The 21,593-nt window shown below is 35.2% G+C and carries 18 protein-coding genes and 1 tRNA gene; 12 read left to right on the top strand and 7 right to left on the bottom strand.

Annotation, left to right across the window (positions count from 1 at the left end):
* A partial coding sequence (locus tag ACH2CJ_RS16150) for a hypothetical protein (protein ID WP_394993986.1) occupies positions 1 to 387 on the bottom strand: 387 nt, incomplete at its 3' end.
* Between the two features lie 478 nt (positions 388 to 865).
* Between ACH2CJ_RS16150 and ACH2CJ_RS16145 the strand changes: the two genes are divergently transcribed.
* From ACH2CJ_RS16145 to ACH2CJ_RS16135, 3 genes are read left to right on the top strand one after another with little or no spacing between them, the layout of a single operon-like run.
* Positions 866 to 1,495: an ATP-binding cassette domain-containing protein gene (locus tag ACH2CJ_RS16145; RefSeq protein WP_394993985.1), complete on the top strand. Its 630-nt coding sequence runs from the start codon at positions 866 to 868 to the stop codon at positions 1,493 to 1,495.
* Entirely contained in the window at positions 1,492 to 2,589 is a 1,098-nt protein-coding gene (locus ACH2CJ_RS16140; RefSeq protein WP_394993984.1) for a hypothetical protein, read from the top strand. Before ACH2CJ_RS16145 ends, ACH2CJ_RS16140 begins: the two co-directional genes overlap by 4 nt.
* Positions 2,590 to 2,611: 22 nt before the next feature.
* Positions 2,612 to 4,003 carry a TlpA family protein disulfide reductase gene (locus ACH2CJ_RS16135; protein ID WP_394993983.1) on the top strand — a complete coding sequence of 464 codons (1,392 nt, stop codon included), beginning with the start codon at positions 2,612 to 2,614 and terminating at the stop codon, positions 4,001 to 4,003.
* A 309-nt stretch (positions 4,004 to 4,312) separates the two neighbouring features.
* Here the strand turns inward: ACH2CJ_RS16135 and ACH2CJ_RS16130 are convergent, their stop codons facing one another.
* Entirely contained in the window at positions 4,313 to 6,019 is a 1,707-nt protein-coding gene (locus ACH2CJ_RS16130) for a PHP domain-containing protein (RefSeq protein WP_394993987.1), read from the bottom strand.
* Between the two features lie 64 nt (positions 6,020 to 6,083).
* Between ACH2CJ_RS16130 and ACH2CJ_RS16125 the strand changes: the two genes are divergently transcribed.
* Positions 6,084 to 6,476, top strand: a complete 393-nt coding sequence (locus ACH2CJ_RS16125; protein WP_394993982.1) for a DUF2141 domain-containing protein — start codon at positions 6,084 to 6,086, stop codon at positions 6,474 to 6,476.
* Positions 6,477 to 6,533: 57 nt separating this feature from the next.
* Here ACH2CJ_RS16125 and ACH2CJ_RS16120 read toward each other — a convergent pair whose 3' ends face one another.
* Positions 6,534 to 7,478: a malate dehydrogenase gene (locus ACH2CJ_RS16120; protein ID WP_394993981.1), complete on the bottom strand. Its 945-nt coding sequence runs from the start codon at positions 7,476 to 7,478 to the stop codon at positions 6,534 to 6,536.
* A 312-nt stretch (positions 7,479 to 7,790) separates the two neighbouring features.
* On the opposite strand from ACH2CJ_RS16120, the gene ACH2CJ_RS16115 reads away from it, so the two are divergent.
* From ACH2CJ_RS16115 to ACH2CJ_RS16100, 4 genes are all read left to right on the top strand, one after another.
* Positions 7,791 to 8,231: a YkvA family protein gene (locus ACH2CJ_RS16115; protein WP_394993980.1), complete on the top strand. Its 441-nt coding sequence runs from the start codon at positions 7,791 to 7,793 to the stop codon at positions 8,229 to 8,231.
* Positions 8,232 to 8,348: 117 nt separating this feature from the next.
* Positions 8,349 to 8,525: a twin-arginine translocase TatA/TatE family subunit gene (locus ACH2CJ_RS16110; protein WP_394993979.1), complete on the top strand. Its 177-nt coding sequence runs from the start codon at positions 8,349 to 8,351 to the stop codon at positions 8,523 to 8,525.
* 276 nt (positions 8,526 to 8,801) lie between these two features.
* Positions 8,802 to 10,214, top strand: coding sequence for an Asp-tRNA(Asn)/Glu-tRNA(Gln) amidotransferase subunit GatA (gene gatA / locus ACH2CJ_RS16105; protein WP_394993978.1), 1,413 nt, complete (start codon positions 8,802 to 8,804; stop codon positions 10,212 to 10,214).
* A gap of 162 nt (positions 10,215 to 10,376) precedes the next feature.
* The gene (locus tag ACH2CJ_RS16100; protein WP_394993977.1) at positions 10,377 to 11,933 is read left to right on the top strand and encodes a LysM peptidoglycan-binding domain-containing protein; all 1,557 of its coding nucleotides are present in this window, start codon (positions 10,377 to 10,379) and stop codon (positions 11,931 to 11,933) included.
* A gap of 511 nt (positions 11,934 to 12,444) precedes the next feature.
* Here ACH2CJ_RS16100 and ACH2CJ_RS16095 read toward each other — a convergent pair.
* The 4 genes from ACH2CJ_RS16095 to ACH2CJ_RS16080 form a co-directional block, all read right to left on the bottom strand.
* On the bottom strand, positions 12,445 to 15,789 hold the full coding sequence (locus ACH2CJ_RS16095) for a ThuA domain-containing protein (protein ID WP_394993976.1): 3,345 nt from the start codon (positions 15,787 to 15,789) through the stop codon (positions 12,445 to 12,447).
* Positions 15,790 to 16,032: 243 nt separating this feature from the next.
* Complete coding sequence (locus ACH2CJ_RS16090) at positions 16,033 to 17,016, bottom strand: family 16 glycosylhydrolase (RefSeq protein ID WP_394993975.1); 984 nt, start codon at positions 17,014 to 17,016, stop codon at positions 16,033 to 16,035.
* A 27-nt stretch (positions 17,017 to 17,043) separates the two neighbouring features.
* Positions 17,044 to 17,667 (bottom strand): NUDIX hydrolase, encoded by a 624-nt coding sequence (locus ACH2CJ_RS16085; protein WP_394993974.1) that lies wholly within the window; start codon positions 17,665 to 17,667, stop codon positions 17,044 to 17,046.
* Positions 17,668 to 17,737: 70 nt separating this feature from the next.
* Entirely contained in the window at positions 17,738 to 19,333 is a 1,596-nt protein-coding gene (locus ACH2CJ_RS16080; protein ID WP_394993973.1) for an NAD(P)/FAD-dependent oxidoreductase, read from the bottom strand.
* Positions 19,334 to 19,566: 233 nt separating this feature from the next.
* On the opposite strand from ACH2CJ_RS16080, the gene ACH2CJ_RS16075 reads away from it, so the two are divergent.
* The 4 genes from ACH2CJ_RS16075 to ACH2CJ_RS16060 all read left to right on the top strand — a co-directional run bounded on the left by ACH2CJ_RS16075 (position 19,567) and on the right by ACH2CJ_RS16060 (position 21,482).
* A complete protein-coding gene (locus ACH2CJ_RS16075; RefSeq protein ID WP_394993972.1) occupies positions 19,567 to 20,433 on the top strand; it encodes a 4Fe-4S dicluster domain-containing protein in 867 nt (288 codons plus the stop codon).
* A 7-nt stretch (positions 20,434 to 20,440) separates the two neighbouring features.
* The gene (locus ACH2CJ_RS16070; protein ID WP_394993971.1) at positions 20,441 to 20,992 is read left to right on the top strand and encodes an NADH-quinone oxidoreductase subunit J; all 552 of its coding nucleotides are present in this window, start codon (positions 20,441 to 20,443) and stop codon (positions 20,990 to 20,992) included.
* A gap of 27 nt (positions 20,993 to 21,019) precedes the next feature.
* Positions 21,020 to 21,325, top strand: coding sequence for an NADH-quinone oxidoreductase subunit NuoK (gene nuoK, locus ACH2CJ_RS16065; RefSeq protein WP_394993970.1), 306 nt, complete (start codon positions 21,020 to 21,022; stop codon positions 21,323 to 21,325).
* Positions 21,326 to 21,408: 83 nt separating this feature from the next.
* Positions 21,409 to 21,482: transfer RNA gene (locus ACH2CJ_RS16060), tRNA-Arg, on the top strand.
* Positions 21,483 to 21,593 lie beyond the last annotated feature (111 nt).

Below are 21,593 nucleotides of genomic sequence, written 5' to 3'. Positions count from 1 at the left end.
ACCACGGAATGTTTGTGTTTTGATTACGAAATCTTTTGTCAATTTATCTTTTCCAGACTCAACTACAAAAGTGTATTCACCATCGGCTAAATTAGAAAGGTCAAAAGCTCTAACATATTGAGCATTACCAGTCGAATATTCGTTAAAAAATACATCTTTGTTTTTATCGAGTAAATATATCTGAGTCTTTTGTCGCAAAGGGTTTTCAAAAGCTAATTTGAAGTGAAGATTTCCTAAGTCTTGTACATTCAATTTGCTTGCCTTGTCCGAAGTACTTATCTTTCCTGAAGAAGCCTTCGTCTGTCCAAATCCGTCTGTTGTAGCTGCCGTAGCGAGTGCTAATACTAATGCTAATGTCTTCATAATTTTCTTTGTGTTCGTTTCCATTGGAGTAATTATTTAAAAAGTTAAAACTAAAAAAAGTTATATCAGTTTTTCGTCTCCGTCGAAAACCTTTGTGTTACAAATGTATGTAAGTATTTGAATACAAGTCAATTAAGAAAATGTTAATTCGGTAAAGTTATTTTTAAATTATAGCTAAATATTAGAATATTACAACGTTTTTTGAAATACTTCAAGAGAAAGTTTAAATAATCCTATTAAATAAATAGACTAAATAGAAGACGAAATTTCACTATTCCGAGCTACTTTTAAACACTTACTTCTAATAGTACAAAAAAGTGTTTTTTTGGCTTTTTTGTACCCAATTTATAAATAATAATTTTCGTAGAATTAGTAGCACGATTTGCCAAATTACTTAATCCATTGCATAATTTGAAAAATTGCTCTACTGCCGTTTATATAAATAGTTTGCCAAAATTTCTAAAAATTTGCTTCTTTCGTATTCTGAAATCCAATAAAAATAATGCTGAAAATCCAAAATTTCTCAAAAAGTTATAATAATCACACCATTATTGCTGTCGAAAACTTAGAAATTCCCGAAGGAATTCATTGGTTTAAGGGCATAAATGGCTCAGGAAAATCTACTTTTTTTCGTGCAATTGCAGGAATCATTCCTTTTGAAGGTGAAATTTTATTAAATAGCCTTGACATTCGTAAAAATGCAATCGATTATCGCATGAATGTGAACATTAGCGAAGCCGAACCACAATACCCCGATTATTTGACAGCTTATGATTTACTAACATTTATTGCTGACGCAAAAAAAGCAAATAGTGAACAATTAGCACATTTGGCGGAGGTTTTAGGAGTAAATATTTACTGGAGAACTCCCATCGGTACATATTCGAGTGGCATGCTGAAAAAAGTTTCGTTACTCACCGCATTTCTGGGCAAACCAAAACTCATTATGCTCGACGAGCCATTAATAACGATAGACGACCGCTCGGTGCAAATTGTCTATGAATTAGTAGAACAATACTCAAAAAAGCATGGAATAAGTTTTTTATTATCTTCACATCAAGACTTCCGCTTTGAGAAGTTGGCTATCAAAAACATGTATCTTGTTCAAAATAAAGTCATTACACAATTATGAAAAGCATTTTTCGAATTTTAAATCTGACCATTGTCAAAGAATATTACCGTCAAAATGTAGTTTTTGTTTTTGCGATATTGATGTTTTCTTTTGGTTTTCTAAGGTCAGAAGAGCATAAAACTATTATCAAAAGTGCCCTCAATTTACCTTTGCTACTTAGTTTGATATTTTTGGCTTGGGCATTGCACGCAGCAAAAGTCATACTTTTTACACTACGAATGTTTGAATCAAGAAATAATGAGTTTCTTTATAACATTAGGCTGTTTTCGCCCATGAAACGCTTTTTGGCTTTTGGAATGATGCAATTCAACTTAATTCAACTAACATTACTTTACTCGCTTTGGATGATAAAGATTGGTATTGAAGAAAAACAAACGTGGGCGGTTTTGTCAATTGTTTTATGCAATATACTTTTAATACTTATAGGAATAGTCTTTTATGAAAATCGAATAAAAAGACCTAATGCGGTAGGTATTACTGCAAAACCTATCCAAAATTTTCTCGCAAAATTTCGAACACCGAGCTATCTTTTCTTTATTCGATACTTGTTTTCTAAACAGCCTGTTTTACTATTATTAACGAAGTTATTTAGTTGTTTTGTTTTGGTCGGAATCTGCAACCTCTACCCAACTGATGCTTACGACGAGCGATTATTGGCTCTCGGAGGACTATTTGTTGCAGCTGGGCATACTGTATTTTGCCAGCAATTTTTCTATTACGAAAATCAATATTTGACTTTAATTCGTAACCTTCCATTGACTTCAAAGCAAAGGCTTTTGGGGTATTTTTTAACTTATTTGCTACTTTTAATACCCGAATTTATCGTTTTACTACGCAATCTTCCTACCGATGTAAGTTATTTTTACGCCTTACAACTCATGATTTTTATTTTATCGATGATATACTTCAACCATCATGCACAATACAACAACACTATTTCAAATGATGCGTTCATGCAACGACTGTTTTTCTCAGGAATTCTATTTTTACTATTGATAATGTTTAAAATTCCAGTAATTTTGATGGGATTAGTCAATTTTTCGCTGGCTATTTTCGTTTTCCAAAAATACTATTACGAAAGCCATTCCGCTTAAATTACACATAAAGAAAAATTATATGATTCGTTTCTTAGCCCTATTCTTTTTTTTATCAAGCACAACCTTTGCTCAGGGTTTATTTAAACTTTCGGGTGAAATTCAGAATCCTACCGAACGAAAAGTGCTAATCACACTTTACCGAGATTGGGTGGGCGAAGAAGAAGAATACGAAATTAAACTTAATGATAAAAACCAATTTAGTTTTAGCACCAATCTCAACCATATAGCTTACATTGATTTTTATTATGCCGACCAAGGTTTTCATTATTGGATTATTGAGCCTAATGACGAAATTTCAATGAAATTTTCACCTAAAAACTTTTGGAAGTCTTTGCTTTTTACAGGAAAAGGCTCGGAAAAATGGCAATATTATACGCTACAACGAGAAAACTTTGAAGTAAAGAATGATTTTGAAAAAGAAGCTGATTTATTGAGTAAAGCTCCACAAGAACAATATTTTGATTTTTTAGACAATGAACAGGCTACTCAATTAGATTTTTTAGAAAAAACGCCCAATTTATCGTATATATTTAAACAATCTCGCAAGGCCGATATAATAGGCTCACTTCAGAATTATAAAGTAAACTTTTTATCGGGAGATAAATATAATAATTGGACAGAAGAAAGGGTAAAAAATAGCTTAAAAATAGAAGAACTGGCAGACTCTGTTCAAGCAAACTCGCTTGAATATGGCAATATGTATCTCAATTTAATGGATTTATTTGTTGCTAAATCGGCAGTAAGAAAGCGGAAAAATTTGACAGAAACGGAAGAATTAAACCTCATCAAATCATCTTATAATCGAGTATTATTTTCATTTCAATTGATTGAGCGAATAACGGCTTTTAAACTCAAAAACATGATTGAAGCGGAAAATATTACACCCAAAATTCAAACTTTAGTTGATAATTTCTTAGAAACTTCTTCCAATAGAGATTACAAAAACTATCTCACAACAAAAGTGAGTTTTTCAAAAACACTTTCTCAAGGTTCTCCCGCAAAGCCTTTTAAATTAAAAGATATTGATGGAAAAGAAGTTTCACTCAAAGATTTTCTTGGAAAAACAGTCTATTTAGATTTTTGGGCAAGTTGGTGTGGCCCTTGTATTTATGACATGAAGTTTATGGAAACTGTAAAAGCTAAGTTTCAAGACGAAGTCATTTTTATTCAGATTTCATTAGATAATGAGGCCGAATGGCGAGAAGCAGTAAAAATGTATGACATAAAAGGGATAAATTTGAGAGTTGATGACAATAACACTGTTTCAAAAAGTTATGGTATAACTGGCATTCCTGCATATTATTTAATTGATAAAAAGGGGAACTTTGCTGTTTCGCAAGTAAGCGACCCAAGCAATGGCGAAGGGCAAGAATTGATTCGACAAATTGAAGAGGTTTTACAACGAAAATAATTTTTTGTAAGTTATGCGAATAGGGTGTTAAAATGACACTGGAAGTGTCAAACTTGAATAGCACCGATTGAAAATCGGTGTAAAATATGGTGAAAAAAGAACCCTAAATGGGTTCAACCCCTCTAGGGTTGGATTTTTGTATTTTATTTTACCCCCGATTGCATCGAGGGCTATTCAAATTAAACACTTTCAGTGTTTTTTTTAGCGATTTTAACCCCTTATTTGCATAAGTTACTTTCCTTAAGAAATTTTGATGTGATATTTAACTATCGAGCCAATGATGCAAACTTCATTGGCTCGTAATTTTTCTTATTTCTTTCTTCTGCCCAGATACGCCTCCATATCTACCAAACTCAAGGCATTAAAAGTCATATTTTTAGTCAAACCACCTTTTCGGGCAACAGCTACACCATAATGCATATCGTGGTAGCCCTGCATTTCATGTGCATCGGGGTTGATACTTAACATCACATTTTGCTCTAAAGCATACTGAATCCAACGCCAATCAAGGTCTAAACGGTACGGGCTTGCATTGATTTCGATTACTACGCCATTGGCGGCACAACAATTTATAACTTCCTTATAATCAATCGGATACCCTTGTCGAGAAAGTATTAAACGACCCGTTGGATGTCCCAAAATAGTAGTATAAGGATTTTCGATGGCACGCACTAAACGCTCAGTTGCCCGTGCCTCATTCATCGTCAAATTTGAGTGAACCGAAGCTACTACATAATCAAAAGTAGCTAAAACTTCGTCGGGATAATCTAACGAACCATCACCCAAAATATCGGACTCAATTCCTTTCAAAATCTTAAACGGTCGGTCTGCTGAGAGTTTTTTATTGAGTTGCTCTATTTCTGCATGCTGTTGTTGCACTTTCGTAATCAAAAGTCCGCTTGCGTAGGTTGCTGATTGCGAATGATCGGCAATTCCGAGGTACTCAAAACCTAATTCTTTACAATAAGTAGCCATTTGCTCGAGCGAATGCTGACCATCAGAATACGTCGAATGATTATGCAAAATTCCCTTCAAACCTTCCCACGTTATCAAATCTTCATTTTTATTTTTTTGAATCCAATCAAACTCAAAATCACCTTCTCGCATTTCAGGAATGATATATGGCACTCCAAATTTTCCATACATTTCCTCTTCGGCAGCTACTTGGGTCAAACTTTCGGTTAAATCTGAAGCCAAAGCAACACTCAGTAAAGAAACACCTTTTTCATTCCTTTGCTTCAAGTGCTTTTCGTCAGCGGTATAAACAAATTGTTTAATAAACAACTGATTATCAAGCACATAACGAACTTCTATATCAATTTTATTTTCTAAATATTTTCCTCGCCATACAAAAGGCGAAGAACTTTTTTCATCTTTTATAAAATCTGCTGCTACAAAGTCAGGGAGTTTATTGGCATAATTTACCAAAAATACAAGTGTATCAACGGCTTCACTTTTTCGTCGAATTTGCCCCGAAATCTCAACTTTTTCAAAATACTTTTCTAATTGTTCTGTAATTACCTCAGCCAATGCAACTGCTTTATTCATTCGTAATTTACCAGCTTGACTTTGAATAAAAAGCAATGATTCTAAAATCGAATCTTTCGTTTTTTCTCCAAAACCCTTTACTTTTGCAATGCTTCCGTTCTCACAAGCAATCTGCAAATCGTTAAGATTGTCGAGCCCCAATTCATTCCATAAAACTTTGATTTTCTTTGCTCCTAAACCCTTAATTTTAAACATTTCCAACACTCCTGTGGGGGTTTTGGCGAGCAAATCTTGCATTTCACGCAGTGTTCCGATACTAACAATTTCTAATATTTTCCCAGCCATCATTTTTCCAACACCCTGAATTTGAGTTAGCTGTGGAAAATCTAACTGAGCCAAATCTCCGATATATTTATCAAGATTATAAGCAGCATTAGTAAAGGTTTTAATTTTAAACTCATCTTCGTTATGCAATTCGAGCAATTTTGCGGTGAGTTCAATCGTTTCAACAATATCAGCGTTGGAAATCATATTATTATTCTTAAATTTTGTGCAAATTACTGTAAATTCAGGTTAAATAAAACCGAACACAATGAAAAAAATATTGTTACTTGTTTTGCTATCAAACTTTGCTTTTGCACAAAAATATACGCTAAAAGTAAATATCAAAGGTTTTGAAAACATTAAAGGAAAACTGTACTTTCAGGTACTTGATGCTAAAGAGAAAATTGTAAAGCAATCAGCAGAAACAATTGATAATAAGCAAGTTATGATTGAAATAAAAGATTTATCTGTGGGGAAGTATGCTGTAAAAATTTTCCAAGATGAAAACAATAATACCAAATTAGATACTGGATTGTTCGGTATTCCGAAAGAACCGTGGGGTTTATCGAATAATGTAAAAGCCACATTTGGGCCTCCAAAATTTAGCGATATGCTTTTTGAGTTGAAGGCAAATAAAGAAATTTCGATAATATTGCATTAAAACCAAAGAACTCGTAGCAACATGAGGTCACTACGAGTTCTTTGCTGGCTTCAAATACTATATTGATAATGTGCTCAATACTGAGTTCATGTTTCTAACTGCATCAGCCGATTTTGCAAATGCTGCTTGCTCTTCTTGGTTAAAACGCAAGTTGATGATTTTTTCCCACCCGTTTCTACCTATCACTACTGGTACACCCATGCAAATATCTTTTTGACCATATTCTCCATTCAAATACACACTTGAAGGAATAATACGTTTTTCGTCACGAATAATTGCTTCTACCATCGAACAAGCCGCAATACCTGGTGCATACCAAGCCGACGTTCCTAATAAACCAGTAAGCGTTGCACCACCTATCATAGTATCGGCAGCAACTTTTGCAAGAGCTTCTTTTGCAAGAAAACGGCTTACTGGAATACTATTTACTGTAGCCAAACGAGTCAATGGAATCATTGTTGTATCACCGTGACCACCAACTACTTGTCCATGAATATCGCTTTGAGCATAACCTGTTGCTTGTGATAAGAAATAACGGAAACGAGAAGAATCTAATGCTCCGCCCATGCCAATGACACGTTTTTTGTTTACGCCCATCGACAGAGCCACTTGCAAAGCCAAATAAGTCATCGTATCCATCGGATTTGACACTATCAATAAAATAGCTTTCGGTGAATACTCTAAAATTTGAGTAACAACACCTTTCACAATACCAGCATTGATACCGATAAGTTCTTCACGAGTCATACCTGGTTTACGAGGTAAACCCGAAGTGATAACAACTACATCAGATTTAGCTGTTTTGGCATAATCATTTGTTGAACCAATAATTCTTGTATCGAAGCCTTCCAATGATGCTGTTTGCATCAAGTCCATTGCTTTACCTTCAGCTACACCGGCTTTAATATCGAGCAATACTACTTCGTCAACTATTTGTTTACGAGCAATGTTATCGGCGGTGGTTGCACCAACGGCACCTGCACCTACTACGGTTACTTTCATATAATTTTGAAGCCCCCTAACCCCCAAGGAGGAACTTTTTTATTATTAGTTCATGTCTTGGGGTTAATTTAGACATGAAAGTTTTACGAATATTTAAATAAAATTGACAGTACGAATGGGCTGGCTTGAACAAAAACTTAGTAAATCAGCTTATCTTATAAATTAAGTGTCAAATTTATTGGACAAAACTAATATAAAACAATGTATTTGAATGTTTTTTTTGCATTTTTTATATTTGATGGATAATTTTTATTGTTTTTTTCGTTTATCGAATATAGCTAAAAGATTAATTAAAAAAAAGCTTGTTATAAAATGGTTACCATAAGTTCAAAAACAAAAGATTTGCTTTCTAATATTTTAAAATCATCTTTTTACAAAATTGCTTTAGGTAAAGCCCCTCGCATAGCAAAAAATGCAGATGGTTTGCTTAAACTTTTACGAAATGCCTTACTCAAAACTCAAAAATTGGGCGTAGGTGGTGTATTTGATGTAGTTCGAGAAAAAATCACCTTGCTCGGAAGTTTATTAAAAGCCTATGCAACAGGAGAATACAGACAGATTGAACTACCAAGTTTATTGAAAATCATTGCAGGATTTATCTATTTTATCTCGCCAATTGATTTAATTCCTGACTTTTTGCCCTTCATTGGTCTTACCGACGATGTGGCATTATTAATGTTTATTATCAATAGTATTGACGGCGAAATAACAAAATTTGAACAATGGAAAAAGAGTAAACCTATTAAAGTTTAAGCAGAAATTAATTTTTTAATTACCAATTTACTTTTACATTTGTAGAAGAAAAAATATGTAACGGTTTTTCGTTTGTAGTTTAATAATTGTAATAAAACACTTTAAATAAATAATACTATGTTTGGTCTCGGAAGTACAGAAATGATTTTGATTTTAGTTGTGGTTCTTTTCTTTTTTGGTGCAAAAAAACTTCCTGAGTTGGCTCGTGGATTAGGAAAAGGAATTCGTGAGTTTAAGGATGCAACGAAAGAAGTAAAAGAAAACATCGAAAAAGCAACTTCGGAAGAAAAATAAGCATTTGTATTGTTGCCTTCGGCTTCGCTCAGGCAACAGTCTTAGAGGTTGTTTAAGTTTTTTGATTTGTGCTTAAAATGCACCTTTTTAACTTACTCTTCGTTCAAAAAAGGCTCATTTTGCTCGCAAAATTTTACTTTTTCAACCTTAGATTAAGTCCAAAAAACAACATTTTTTACCAGCAAAAAAAAACTTAAACAACCTCTTAACAACAGCACTCAGCCAAAAACTGAGTGGCTGTTGTTTTTTGTTTTTACATAACGAATGATTCAAAAAATGACCAAATACAATTCTTTCAAAGAAATAAAACAAGCACTAGCAAGTAAAGAAACCAATTGTGTAGCCTTAGTAAACCACTATCTAGAGCAGATAGAGGCAAACAAAAATCTCAATGTTTTTTTGAAAGTTTATGCCGATGAAGCTCTTCAAAAAGCGGCAGAAATTGATAAAAAAATCAAAAATGGCACTGCAAAACGCTTGGCAGGAATGGTTATTGGCTTGAAAGATGTTTTGGCTTACGAAAATCACGGATTGCAAGCATCAAGTAAGATTTTGAATGGTTTTCAATCACAATTTACAGCTACGGCAGTAGAACGAATTATTGCTGAAGACGCAATTATCATTGGTCGCCAAAACTGCGATGAATTTGCAATGGGTTCGTCCAACGAAAATTCTGCCTTTGGCCCAACTCGAAACTTTGCTGACCCAACTCGTGTTCCGGGTGGCTCGTCGGGTGCTTCGGCAGTGGCGGTACAAGCCGATATGTGTTTGGCATCTTTAGGTTCAGATACTGGCGGTTCGGTGAGGCAACCCGCTGCTTTTTGTGGTGTAGTTGGTCTAAAACCAACTTATTCGAGAGTTTCCCGCTGGGGTTTGATTGCCTATGCTTCTTCATTTGATTGCATCGGGCCAATTACAAAAAATGTTGAAGATGCTGCACTTTTGCTCGAAATCATTGCTGGGGCAGACGACCATGACAGTACAGTTTCGTTTTTACCAGTTCCCGAATATTCTAAAAATCTTTCTCCAAAAAAACAATATCGCTTAGCATACATGCGTGAGGCACTCGAAAGCGAAGGTTTAGACGAAGATGTTCGAGCAAAAACCTTTGAAAAAATAGAATGGCTCAAAGCACAAGGACATATCGTGGAAGCAGTAGATTATCCTTTGATGAAATATTTACTGCCTACTTATTATATTCTTACAACCGCCGAAGCAAGCTCAAATCTGTCCAGATTTGATGGAGTTCGCTATGGACATCGTGCTTCTGGCGTGAAAAACTTAGAGCAACTCTATAAAAAATCTCGTGCCGAAGGCTTCGGTGCAGAGGTTCGAAGAAGAATAATTTTAGGAACTTTCGTGCTTAGTGCAGATTATTATGATGCTTATTATACGAAAGCACAGAGGGTTCGACGTTTAATAAAAGAATCGACTGATAAAATTTTATCAAAATATGATTTTCTGATTTCACCTACCACTCCTACCACTGCCGTAAAGATTGGGGAAAAATCAGACGATCAACTCAAAATGTTTTTAATGGATATTTTCACGGTACAAGCAAATGTTATAGGAAACCCTTGTATTTCTGTTCCTAACGGCGAAAACTCAGAGGGTCTGCCAATAGGTTTGCAAGTTCTTGGCAAGAATTTTGATGAAGAAAATATGCTCGCTTTTGCTAAAATATTGTAAATATACATACATTATTGAACAAACATTATTTTCAAAAAAAAATGAAAATACGAAAAAATATTAATATTTACTTGACAAAAAAACAAGAATACATTATTTTTGGAAAAGATTTGCTTTCCTATAACACATAATTCAGCGAAAAACACCTCGCAAAATATCAATATGAAAAAAATCAAGAAATTAGGCAACAATTCATTGGATGGTATAAAGCTATTCCTCCTGACAGGTTTTCTTAGCTGCACAAGTTTCATCACTTACTCACAGTCGGTTATTCCTCAAGAGGCTGTTACGGTCTCTCCCGAAGATTCATTAGTTGAAGAGTTACCAACCGTTGAAGCCTTTATTCCGACTGCCGATGTGAATAAAGTCCGAGAAGGTTTCCAACGAATGCAACGCTCTATTCCACTGCAATATAACTCTACTGTGCATAGTTTTGTAGATTATTTTATCTATAAAAAACCAAGTTTTACAAAGAAAATGCTTGAAAGGAAAAATTTTTATTTTCCTATTTTCGAAAAATACTTGGCAAAATATAATATGCCCGATGAATTGAAATATCTTTCAATGCTCGAATCAGGTTTGAATCCGAAAGCTATTTCGCACGCAAAAGCAGTTGGACTTTGGCAGTTTATGAAGCCCACTGGCGGTGACTTTGGATTGAGGGTAAATGAGTTTGTTGATGATAGAATGGATATTGAAAAATCAACAGAAGCCGCTTGCAAATATTTCAAACAACTATACAGTATTTTTGGTGATTGGGAACTGGTATTGGCTTCTTATAATACTGGTCCAGGAAATCTACGCCGTGCTATTCGTAGAGCAGGAAATGTAAGAGATTACTGGCAATTGCACCCTTTTTTGCATAAAGATACCCGTACTTATGTACCTCAATTTACAGCAATTATGTACATGATGCTCCATGCTGATGAATATGGAATTTTTCCAGAAGAAATCATGGAACCAGTTACGACTGAAACAGTTACGATTGACGGATTTTTGGATGTTGAGACTTTCTCGAATGCAAGTGGTATTAGTATAGACGATATTCAAAAATTAAATCCCCAGATTTTGAAAGGTGTTTTACCAGCTCATTCAAAGGGTTTTGAGCTAAAAATACCGGCCGTTAACTATGCATATTTCGAAGCTAATCGCCAAATGATTTTAGATTCAGCACAAGGACGAGGAATCGAACCTGTGATTTTAGCATCTAACAATTCGGAGCGAGGAGTTATCATTATTGGGGGTAATACTAACTATTCGGCATCAAATGACAGGAATAATGGCGAAACGATTGTAGAAGAATTAGATAAACCCGCCAAAGTTGAAGATGATATCAAGAAAATTCACAAGGTTAAGAAAAAGACTTATACCGTGAGAAGAGGCGATGTTTTGAATAAAATTGCCGATAAGTATAATGTAGATACGTATGATTTGAAAACTTGGAATAAGCTCAAATCTTCAAAAATTATGGTTGGTCAGAAATTAATCATTTTACATGATGATGAAGAAGTGGTTGAAATTGAACGAACTATTAAAGCAGAAAGAAAAAATAAAAATTCAATCGAAAAAAACAAACCTAAATACCACGTAGTTCAAAGAGGAGATACACTTTGGAGTATTTCTCAACGTTATGGTGGTATATCGGTTGAAAAAATAAAGAAAATGAATGGATTACATTCAAATGCGGTTAAGAAAGGACAGAAATTAAAAATTGTTTAAATTTAGTATAAAGCAATTTTCAAAAAAATAATTATTAGCAAGTTAGAAGACTCTACTTCCAACTTGCTTTTTTTATGTTACTTTAGTTTGCTAATATTTATTAGTAGCAATAATGGCTTATTTCAAAATACTCAAACCCGCAAACATCAATAGACTTCCTGCGAAAGTGTTTTATGATTGAAAAATAGTAGATTTTCAAGCGAAAATTGAGGGAATTTTGAAGCCCGAATGGAATTCCATAGCACCGCTACGATTGAAAAATTTGCTCTATTTGTAGCCGAGAAGATGTGTTTTTCGACTTAAAATACTTTCGCAGGAAGTCTAATACATTACCTACTAATTAGCTTGACGATATTCTGTATTTCTATATAGTAAAAGAGTCCTATGAAATAAATCTCATAGGACTCTTTTACTATTAATTTATTGTTTGTAAGTACATTACGAATACTTTCTTTACCAATTTATTAGGTATTATAGCAATTTTATAACTCAATTGTTGACTATTAATTTTCTATTTATTCAAAAAATCAATTGTACTTACGCCAAATAATGGTTTTCCTTCAGCTTTTGGATTTTTGAAAACCAAATATACATTTTGTGTTCCAGCAACATTTACGCTTAATTTCAGCGGAGCCATACTCATTTCTGGTATTTCAACTTCTCCTAAAGATGCACCCGTTGGAGAACCTGTATGTACTTCAATTTTACCGCCAACTGTTTGTCCTTTTTGAGAAAAAGCACTAATAACCAATGTTTTTACACCAGTAAAATCAATGTTTCTAAACATGATATAACTATCTGTTTCGGTCGTTGTAACAATTTCTCCACCCAATGCCTCAACGTTGAATTTTGATGCACCTTTCGCCTCATCATAAGTAGCAGCTTTTACTTTTGAACTACGCAAAGCAATTGATTCTGAACTTGTTAATGGACCTATTACTTTTCCACCTTTGTCAGTATATGTTGCTTGAATAATGTAGGCACCTGCTTTTTTGCCTTTATGAGCCGACGTTTCGTATTTTCCTTTCGTTGGTTGAGAAGCCTTCTTGGTATCATTCAATGACAAGATATAATCTACCATGTCACGGGCATCAGGAAGTGAAACTTGCGGGTGAGCCGCCATTGCTTGTTCGCCCCAAACACCACCACCACCTTTGATTACTTTCTCAGCCAATTGATTAATGGCAGTTTGTCCACGACGATATTTTTTTGCTACATCAATATAAGCTGGCCCGATAGATTTTTTATCAACTGCATGACAAGCCTTACAATCGCTCAGGTCAATCAAACGTTTTCCTGCCGCAAAGTTCATGTTTTCTTTGTGTCCTTGCTCAATCATTGTTTTGTCATAACCTTCCAAATAATTGATATTGACAACCACATCACCCGCATCAATTCCTTTGGCAGTAGTACCATCTTCTTTATCGGAAACATTTACTTCATAGTCAATTTTTTCGTCATCAAAGAAGAATGTTTTATTGCTTTTCACAGCAATACTTACTTTTGGCTCGGCATTGCCCACCTTTATTTTTACATTTTGCATTGTTTTATTTCCTGCCACATCACTCACAGTCAAAACAACGTTGTATTCACCTGCTTTTGCAAAAGTCATTTTGGGATTTGGTTGTGTATTTGCGGGTAAACCTTTACCAAAATTCCAAGAATATTTCAAAGCATCTTTGTCATAGTCCATCGTTCCTGCTGAAGAGAAAGCTACTGTCAATGGAGCTGCACCAGCTTTTTTATCAGCTTTGGCAAACACTACTGGTTTCCGATTTCCTGCATTATATTCAATTACTGAAAGTGTGGCATCTTCATTCTGAGTAAACCAGTTCATACCATAATCTAAGACAAATAAGCGACCATCTTTCGAGAAAGCCATGTCCATTGGATGAGCAAACTTGGTATTTGGCATAAAACGCTCCATTCCAGTATAATTTCCTTCTTTGTCCATACTTACTAAATAAATCCAGTCACGCATCCACTCATAAGCAAAAAACTTCCCGTCAAAATAACTTGGCAGTTTCTTCGGGCTTTTGTCATAATCTTCCGAGTAATACACGGGCCCAGCCATTGGATTACAGCCACCTTTACCAAATTCAGGATACAATTTTGAGTCTCCATAACCATAATAAATCCATGCTTTTTGTGCAGGTGGAAGTTCAGTCAAACCCGTGTTATTTGGTGAATCATTGATTGGTTTGAGCGGGTCATACTTATCGCCCGATTCTTTGGCAGCAAAATTATAGTGATTGTAGGCAAAGTTTGGTCCTGTGAAAATTGGCCAGCCAAAGAAACCTGGTTTACGAGCTTGATTGAATTCTACGATACCTTCAGGCCCACGTTTGTCATTGCCTTTTCCAGCATCTGGCCCAACATCTCCCCAATACAAGTAACCACTACGCTTATCAACCGCTATTCTGTAAGGGTTACGCATACCCATCGCATAGATTTCTGGACGAGTTTTATTTGTACCATCAGCAAATAAATTTCCTTCGGGAATTTTATACGAACCATCCATTTGTGGCGTAATTCTCAAAATTTTTCCACGCAAATCATTGGTATTTCCTGATGAACGGAGAGCGTCCCAACCAGAGCGACCTGCTTGAAAATCTATCGGAGCATAACCATCCGAAGCAAAAGGATTGGTATCATCACCTGTTGAAAGGAAAAGATTCCCTTTGCCATCCCAGTCAATTGAACCGCCCGTATGGCAACATTCATCACGCTTTACGCCTACACGCAAAACTACTTTTTCGGAAGAAAACACGACAGTATCTTTCTTGTCATCATATTCAAATCTCGACAGAAAATTATCTTTTGTAACTTCACGGGTGTCGTCTGGCGTATAATAGAAATAAATCCAGTTGTTTTGAGCAAAATTTGGGTCAATGCCCACGCCCATCAGACCATATTCAAACTTGGTATAGGCTGGCATCTGAGCAGCAATTTTGACTTTATTGGTCGCCGGATTCCAAACTTTCACTAAACCTTTTCGTTCTACAAAAATCACTTTTCCGTTTGGTAAAACTACCAATTCGGTAGGTTCATTGAGATTTGTAACCAAAGTTGTACGTTCAAAACGATTTTCTTCGGGAGCTCTTTGCGTTCGAGCTTTCGTATAATCCAATTTTTCAGCCATTGCCCATTTCAAACCTTGCCAAAAATGCTCAGTTATCAAAGGCTCTGTGAAAGTTTCGGGCGTATGTCCATAATTTGAATAAAATGCTTTTCCCCCGTCAAACTCGTGGTACCAAGCCATTGGGTGAAAATCGCCCATTTTACCCATTTGATAGCTATTTTCGTCAACTCTTACTATAAATTTCAAAATGTCTTTTTTCAAAGATTTGAAATCATAAAATTCGTCAGTTTTTTCAAATGTTTCAGGAAAATGAGCAGACGCAGGAAAAGTTTTGTCGAGTGTAATCATTTTACCCTTCTGAACATTAGAGACTTTCCCTCCTGGGTGACTGGCAAAATATCCACCCATCAAATCATTATACCAAGCCCAATTATATTCTGTATCAGATGCTGCATGAATACCTACGTAGCCTCCACCTGCTTGGATATAACGTTCAAAATCTGCTTGCTGAGCAGGATTCAACACATCACCGGTTGTACTTAACCAAACAACAGCATTGTATTTTTTGAGGTTTTCTTCATTAAATTTGGCAGGATTAGTCGTAGTATCAACGGCAAAACCTTCTTTTTTGCCTAAGTCAAGATAAAACTGATTGCCTTCTTTGATAGAATTGTGATGAAAGCCCCGTGTTAATGAAAAAATTAAGACTCGTTTTTGGGCTTGTAAACCAAATGCACCAAATAAAAGTGCATACAATAAAATACCTTTTTTCATATTCAAAACGTAGGTTGAAGTTATTTTTATTAATTGTTTTGTTGATATTTTTATAACACTTATAAATGAGCAACAAATGTAAATAAAAAACAAAGGAATAATTGTCGTATAGACACGAAAAAGTATTTTTTGTAGATAAAATATAAACTTTTATCTAAAATACATTTAAAACAAACCATTTTGGCGGGTTTTGTGATTATGTCTTAGCGATCGTACATAGGAATTTTACTTGATGCAGCATTTCTATTGAAAGACACGAATATAATCAACCACTAAATACTGTGGAAAAGTAGTTGCTCCGTCAGGATTTCCGGGCCAATTCCCCCCAACAGCCAAATTAATTATAAAAAAATACTCTGCTTGAAATTCGCTCAGACCAGCAGGAGTTGTATCAATTTCATGGAATTTTTTATCATCTAAATACCAAGCAATCTTCTTTTCGTCCCAAATAATAGAAAAAACATGGAATTCATCATTGAAAATTCCAGTAGCCAACTTTACATTTCCGCTATATTGTGCATGGTTGCTGCCATTCGCCCAATGAGCTGTACCATGTAAAGTATTATCATTGCCGTTACCACCAATCATCTCCATTATATCTATTTCACCACAATAAGGCCAACTCACTTCATTAATATTTTTACCCAACATCCATAATGCAGGCCAAATACCTTGCCCTTTTGGGAGTGCAGCCCGAATATCTACTCTCCCGTATTTGAGATTTATTTTGTTTTGGGTAGTAAGTCTTGAAGATGAGTATTTCTTTCCAGCATTCGATTCGGCTTTTGCTTGTACAATCAAATATCCATCCTTGACAGAGGTATTTTCTTTTTTATAATATTGCAACTCATTATTTCCCCAGCCACAATTATTAGGACAGCCGTCTCCTAACTCATAATTCCAGTTTTTTTCATTTAAACTTGTCCCATCAAACTCATCTGCCCAAATTGCTTTCAAAGTCGGATAAGTAGTAGCTGTTTTGTAGCCAGTAGATGGGATAATAGAAACTGGATTTTTATTCGGATTATCATTGTCATCATTTGAATTTGAAACATAACCGATAGGTTGTTCGCAAGTTTCATAGCTAATTGTTTTACTACCAAGCCCATCATTATCAGCATCTTGATACCACATTTTTGGCACACAAGGTTCGTTTTTCTTCTGACATGAAACATTTGTAGTTATAAACAAAAATAAAATAACACTTGATTTTAAAGCAATACGCATTTGATTGATTTTTTAAAATTTGTTGTTTTAATTTCTTAAAATCTCCACCAGTTCAGCAATAATTAATGCAGTTGCACCCCAAACGACTTGCTCTTGAATAATAAAGCAAGGGGTTTCGAATTTTATACCTCTCGCCTCAACAGTACGAATTTGAACAATCGAAGGGTCAAGAATCTCTGAAACCGATACTTCAAAAACACCTGCAACTTCACGTTCGTCAGGATAGAAATCGGGGCAATAAGACATATAACCTAAAACTGGCTGACAATAGAGATTTGATGGTGGAATAAATAATTCGGTGAGATTACTAATAACTTTTACGTCAATCGCTTTAATACCGATTTCTTCTTGGGCTTCACGAAGAGCCGTGGCTTGAATGTTCTTGTCTTTAAACTCTGCTCTACCCCCCGGAAATGCCATTTGTCCACCATGAACTCCATCATATTGCGGACGGAGAATCAAAGGCAAAAAAACTTCTTCACCCTTCGGATAACACATCAACAAAACTGCACTTCGTCGAGTATTTTCATTCGGTTCGGCATTTAATCTCAAGCGATAAGGAGCCATTTTCTGAACAATTTCCTCGTGTCCTGGTAAAGACTGATGCTTTAAGCGATTATTTAAATTTTCAGTAAATTTAGCAAAATTCACGTTATTATATGTTTGTCAAGTGTTTGGGGTTTGGATATTATTGGCAAGATACAAAAAAAACTTTTTTATACTAACCATAAATCCTTACAAGTTGTTCAGCACATCTTTCTCCATCCATTGCCGCCGAAACGATTCCTCCTGCAAAACCAGCTCCTTCTCCACACGGAAATAAACCTTTTATCTGCAAATGCTCCAATGACTCTTTATCTCGTGGAATTCGAACGGGAGAAGAAGTTCTACTTTCAATACCAATCAATTGTGCATCATTGCTTACATAACCTCGCATTTTTTTGTCAAATTCTTTCAATCCTTCTTGTAAAGGTCGAGCAATAATATCGGGTAGCACTTCTACCAAATCCATCGAAGCCAAACCTGGTTGATAAGACGTTGGTAATAATTCTGGTGAGATTTTATTGTTTAGAAAATCACTTAACCGCTGGGCGGGTGCTAATTGACAATGTGTTTTTGAGCTTGCTAAACTACTACTGGCTGCTCTTTGAAATGCCTTTTGCTCAACGTCTTTTTGCAATTGTAGCCCAGCCAATGCTCCCAAATGCTTGTATTTCTGCCAATCTACCTCATTTATTGCCACAACTACTCCCGAATTGGCATATTTTGAATCTCGACGTGAAGGTGACATACCATTCACAACCAATTCTCCTTCGGCAGTAGCGGATGGCACAATAAAGCCCCCTGGACACATGCAAAAACTAAAAACGCCTCGTTGGATATTTTTATAATATGTTTGGGCAACTAAACTATATGATGCTGCGGGAAGCAAACCTCGTTCTTTTCGATGATATTGATGCTCGTCAATGAGGCTTTGCTGATGCTCAATGCGAACACCCATTGCATAAGGTTTTGCTTCAATATGAATGTTTTTTGTATGCAGCAATTCAAAAATATCACGGGCAGAATGACCAGTTGCCAAAATGACCCCAATTCCTATAAACTCTCGTCCATCAGCGGTCATTACTCCCCGCATTTGATTATTAATTACCTGAAAATCAATCACTTTGGTGTCGAAATATACTTCACCACCTGCCTTCAAAATACTATCTCGAAGATCGGCTACTACGCTTGGCAACTTATTTGTACCGATATGGGGATGTGCATCAAACAAAATTTCGGGCGTTGAACCATGAGCAACTAAAATTTCCAAAATACGTCGAACATCGCCACGTTTTTTGGAACGAGTATAAAGCTTTCCGTCAGAATAGGTACCTGCTCCACCTTCGCCAAAACAATAATTTGATTCTGGATTTACAACATGATCTTTGTTGATAGCTGCCAAATCTCTCCTTCTGGCACGTACATCTTTTCCTCTTTCGAGTAAAACTGGTTTAATTCCCAACTCAATTAAACGCAAAGCAGCAAATATTCCCCCCGGCCCTGCTCCTACTATGATTGCTTGTTTTTGGTTACTTACATCAGGATAATCTTTCTTGAATTCCATGACAGGCAAAATAGGTTCTCCTGACGAAATTTCTACTTCGAGGTTTACTTTTACTTGTCCTTTTCGGGCATCAATTGACTGACGAAGTTTTTGAAGATTAAAGTCTTGGCTATCAGATATTTGTAGATATTTTTGCTGAATATGTTGACGCAAAACTGCCTCATCAAAAGCTACTTCTGGCTCTAAGGTAAGATTTAATATTTGTTTCATTGTTGAAAGGTTTTTATCCTTTAAAGTATTCTACAAAGGTAGGAATTTCTAAGAAAAAATGATTGAGTAAAAGAATTAAATATAAATAGGTTGGTGGTCGTAAAAATGCCTTTTGGCTTAATTGTTGTATAATTTATAGTGTTTTCTTATTAAATGGCATTAAAATTATACTTAAAATAATAATTTTGAAAGTATCTTTGCGAAATCAATAATTGTGAGCCTCAAAACATCAAATGTCCACTTATTTTAAAAATATTAGTCGGGGGATAAAAACTACGTTAAAAGGCATGAGTCTAACGCTCAAGCACTTTTGGAATGCACGGCGTAGTAGAAAACCTTATGCGATGCAAGATTCGAATTATTTTGACTTGAAAACGGGCATCGTTACATTGCAATATCCTCATCAATTGCTTCCAGTACCTGACAATGGACGTTATCAATTAGATTGTGAAATTGATGATTGCATTGTTTGTGATAAATGTGCAAAAATCTGCCCTGTTGATTGTATTGATATTGAGCCAATCAAATCTTCGGAAGTCATTAGTTATACTTCTGACGGCTCGCCTGTAAGGCTTTATGCAGCAAAATTCGATATTGATATGGCAAAGTGCTGCTTTTGTGGGCTATGTACAACCGTTTGCCCAACAGAGTGTTTGACAATGACCACCGAATATGATTTTAGTGTGGTGGATATTACGCAAATGAACTTCGAATTCTCAAATCTTTCTGCTGACCAAGCTGATAAAAAACGAAAATTGTATGAGCAGTTTGTAGCAGAAAAAGAAGCGTTGAAGAAAAGCTCACAGCCTTCAGCAAATAATCAGGAACCAGTTGTGGAGTTAAGTAATAAGCCAAAACCTGCTTTTAAACCAAGTTTCAAGCCTGCTGTAAAACCTGCTGAAACTATTATTAGTCAAGATGTTAAGGACGAAAAAACCGAAACAGCTACACCAAAACCTGCTTTTAAACCAAGTTTTAAGCCTGTTGTAAAACCTGCTGAAACTACTATTAGTCAAGAAGTTAAGGAAGAAAAAACTGAAACAGCTACACCAAAACCTGTTTTCAAACCAACTATCAAGATTACACCTAAAGACCAATAAAGAACTGTTGAAAAATTTTCTACAAAATATTGACTATCAACTCATTAAACAAATCATATTCTTTGTTTTCGCTGTAATTACCGTTGGCGGAGCATTATTTTTATTGTTTACCAAAAACGTATTTTATGCTGCTTTCAGTCTGCTATTGACACTCTTGGGTGTATCGGGATTATACGTTTTTGCTGGGGCAGATTTTTTGGCAGTAAGTCAAATTATGATTTATGTGGGCGGAATTTTAGTGTTAATGATTTTTGGAATTATGCTAACCAATAATAAAAATACCCAACGCCAAACCAATCAGCCAAATAAGATTTTAGTGTCGCATCACAATATTTTTTGGGCAGTTTTAGTGGCAGTTTTGTTGTTTTTGGCGTATTTGAAAGTTATTTTAGAAGCAAATTTTAACATTATCAGTAAACAAATACACACGGGCAGCACTGTGAAACAAATCGGAGTTAATTTAATGACTGATTATATTTTTGCTTTTGAAGTTGTGGGTATTTTACTTCTGGCAGCTCTTGTGGGAGCAGCATTTATCGCAAAAAAAGAGAAAAATTAGAGCCATAAAGTTAATATCTAATAAACAATGATTTATATTCAAAATTATCTAATTATTAGTGCCTTGCTTTTTTCGATAGGCTTGGCGGTTGTTCTTACGAAACGCAATGCCATTTTGATTCTGATGGGCATCGAACTAATGATTAATGCAGTGAATTTGAATCTTGTTGCGTTTAGTCAATATGACCCTAATCGTTTACAAGGACAAATGTTAGCTTTGTTTGTAATGGTTGTTGCAGCGGCAGAAGTTACGGTTGCATTAGCTATAATTATGAAAATATATGATTATTTCAAGAATCTTGATTTAGATGAAATTAATCAATTAAAAAATTAAAAAAGTATTTGGCAAAAGCATTTTAAAACGTTACCTTTGCAGTCCCAAATCAGGAAAATGATAATTGGAAATTAATAAAAAATGGCTGTGTAGCTCAACTGAATAGAGCGTCTCACTACGGATGAGAAGGTTTGGGGTTTGAATCCCTACACGGTCACTAATTACCACATAATAAATCATAAAAGCCTGATAATCAATATTTTATCAGGCTTTTTTTATTCCAACATTCTGCCAACAACTCCAAATACATAGTAAAACTCCTTCAAAT

The sequence above is a fragment of the Emticicia sp. genome, assembly GCF_043780375.1.
In the GTDB taxonomy this organism is placed as follows: Bacteria; Bacteroidota; Bacteroidia; order Cytophagales; family Spirosomataceae; genus Emticicia.
This window is presented reverse-complemented; position numbering and strand designations above follow the sequence as displayed.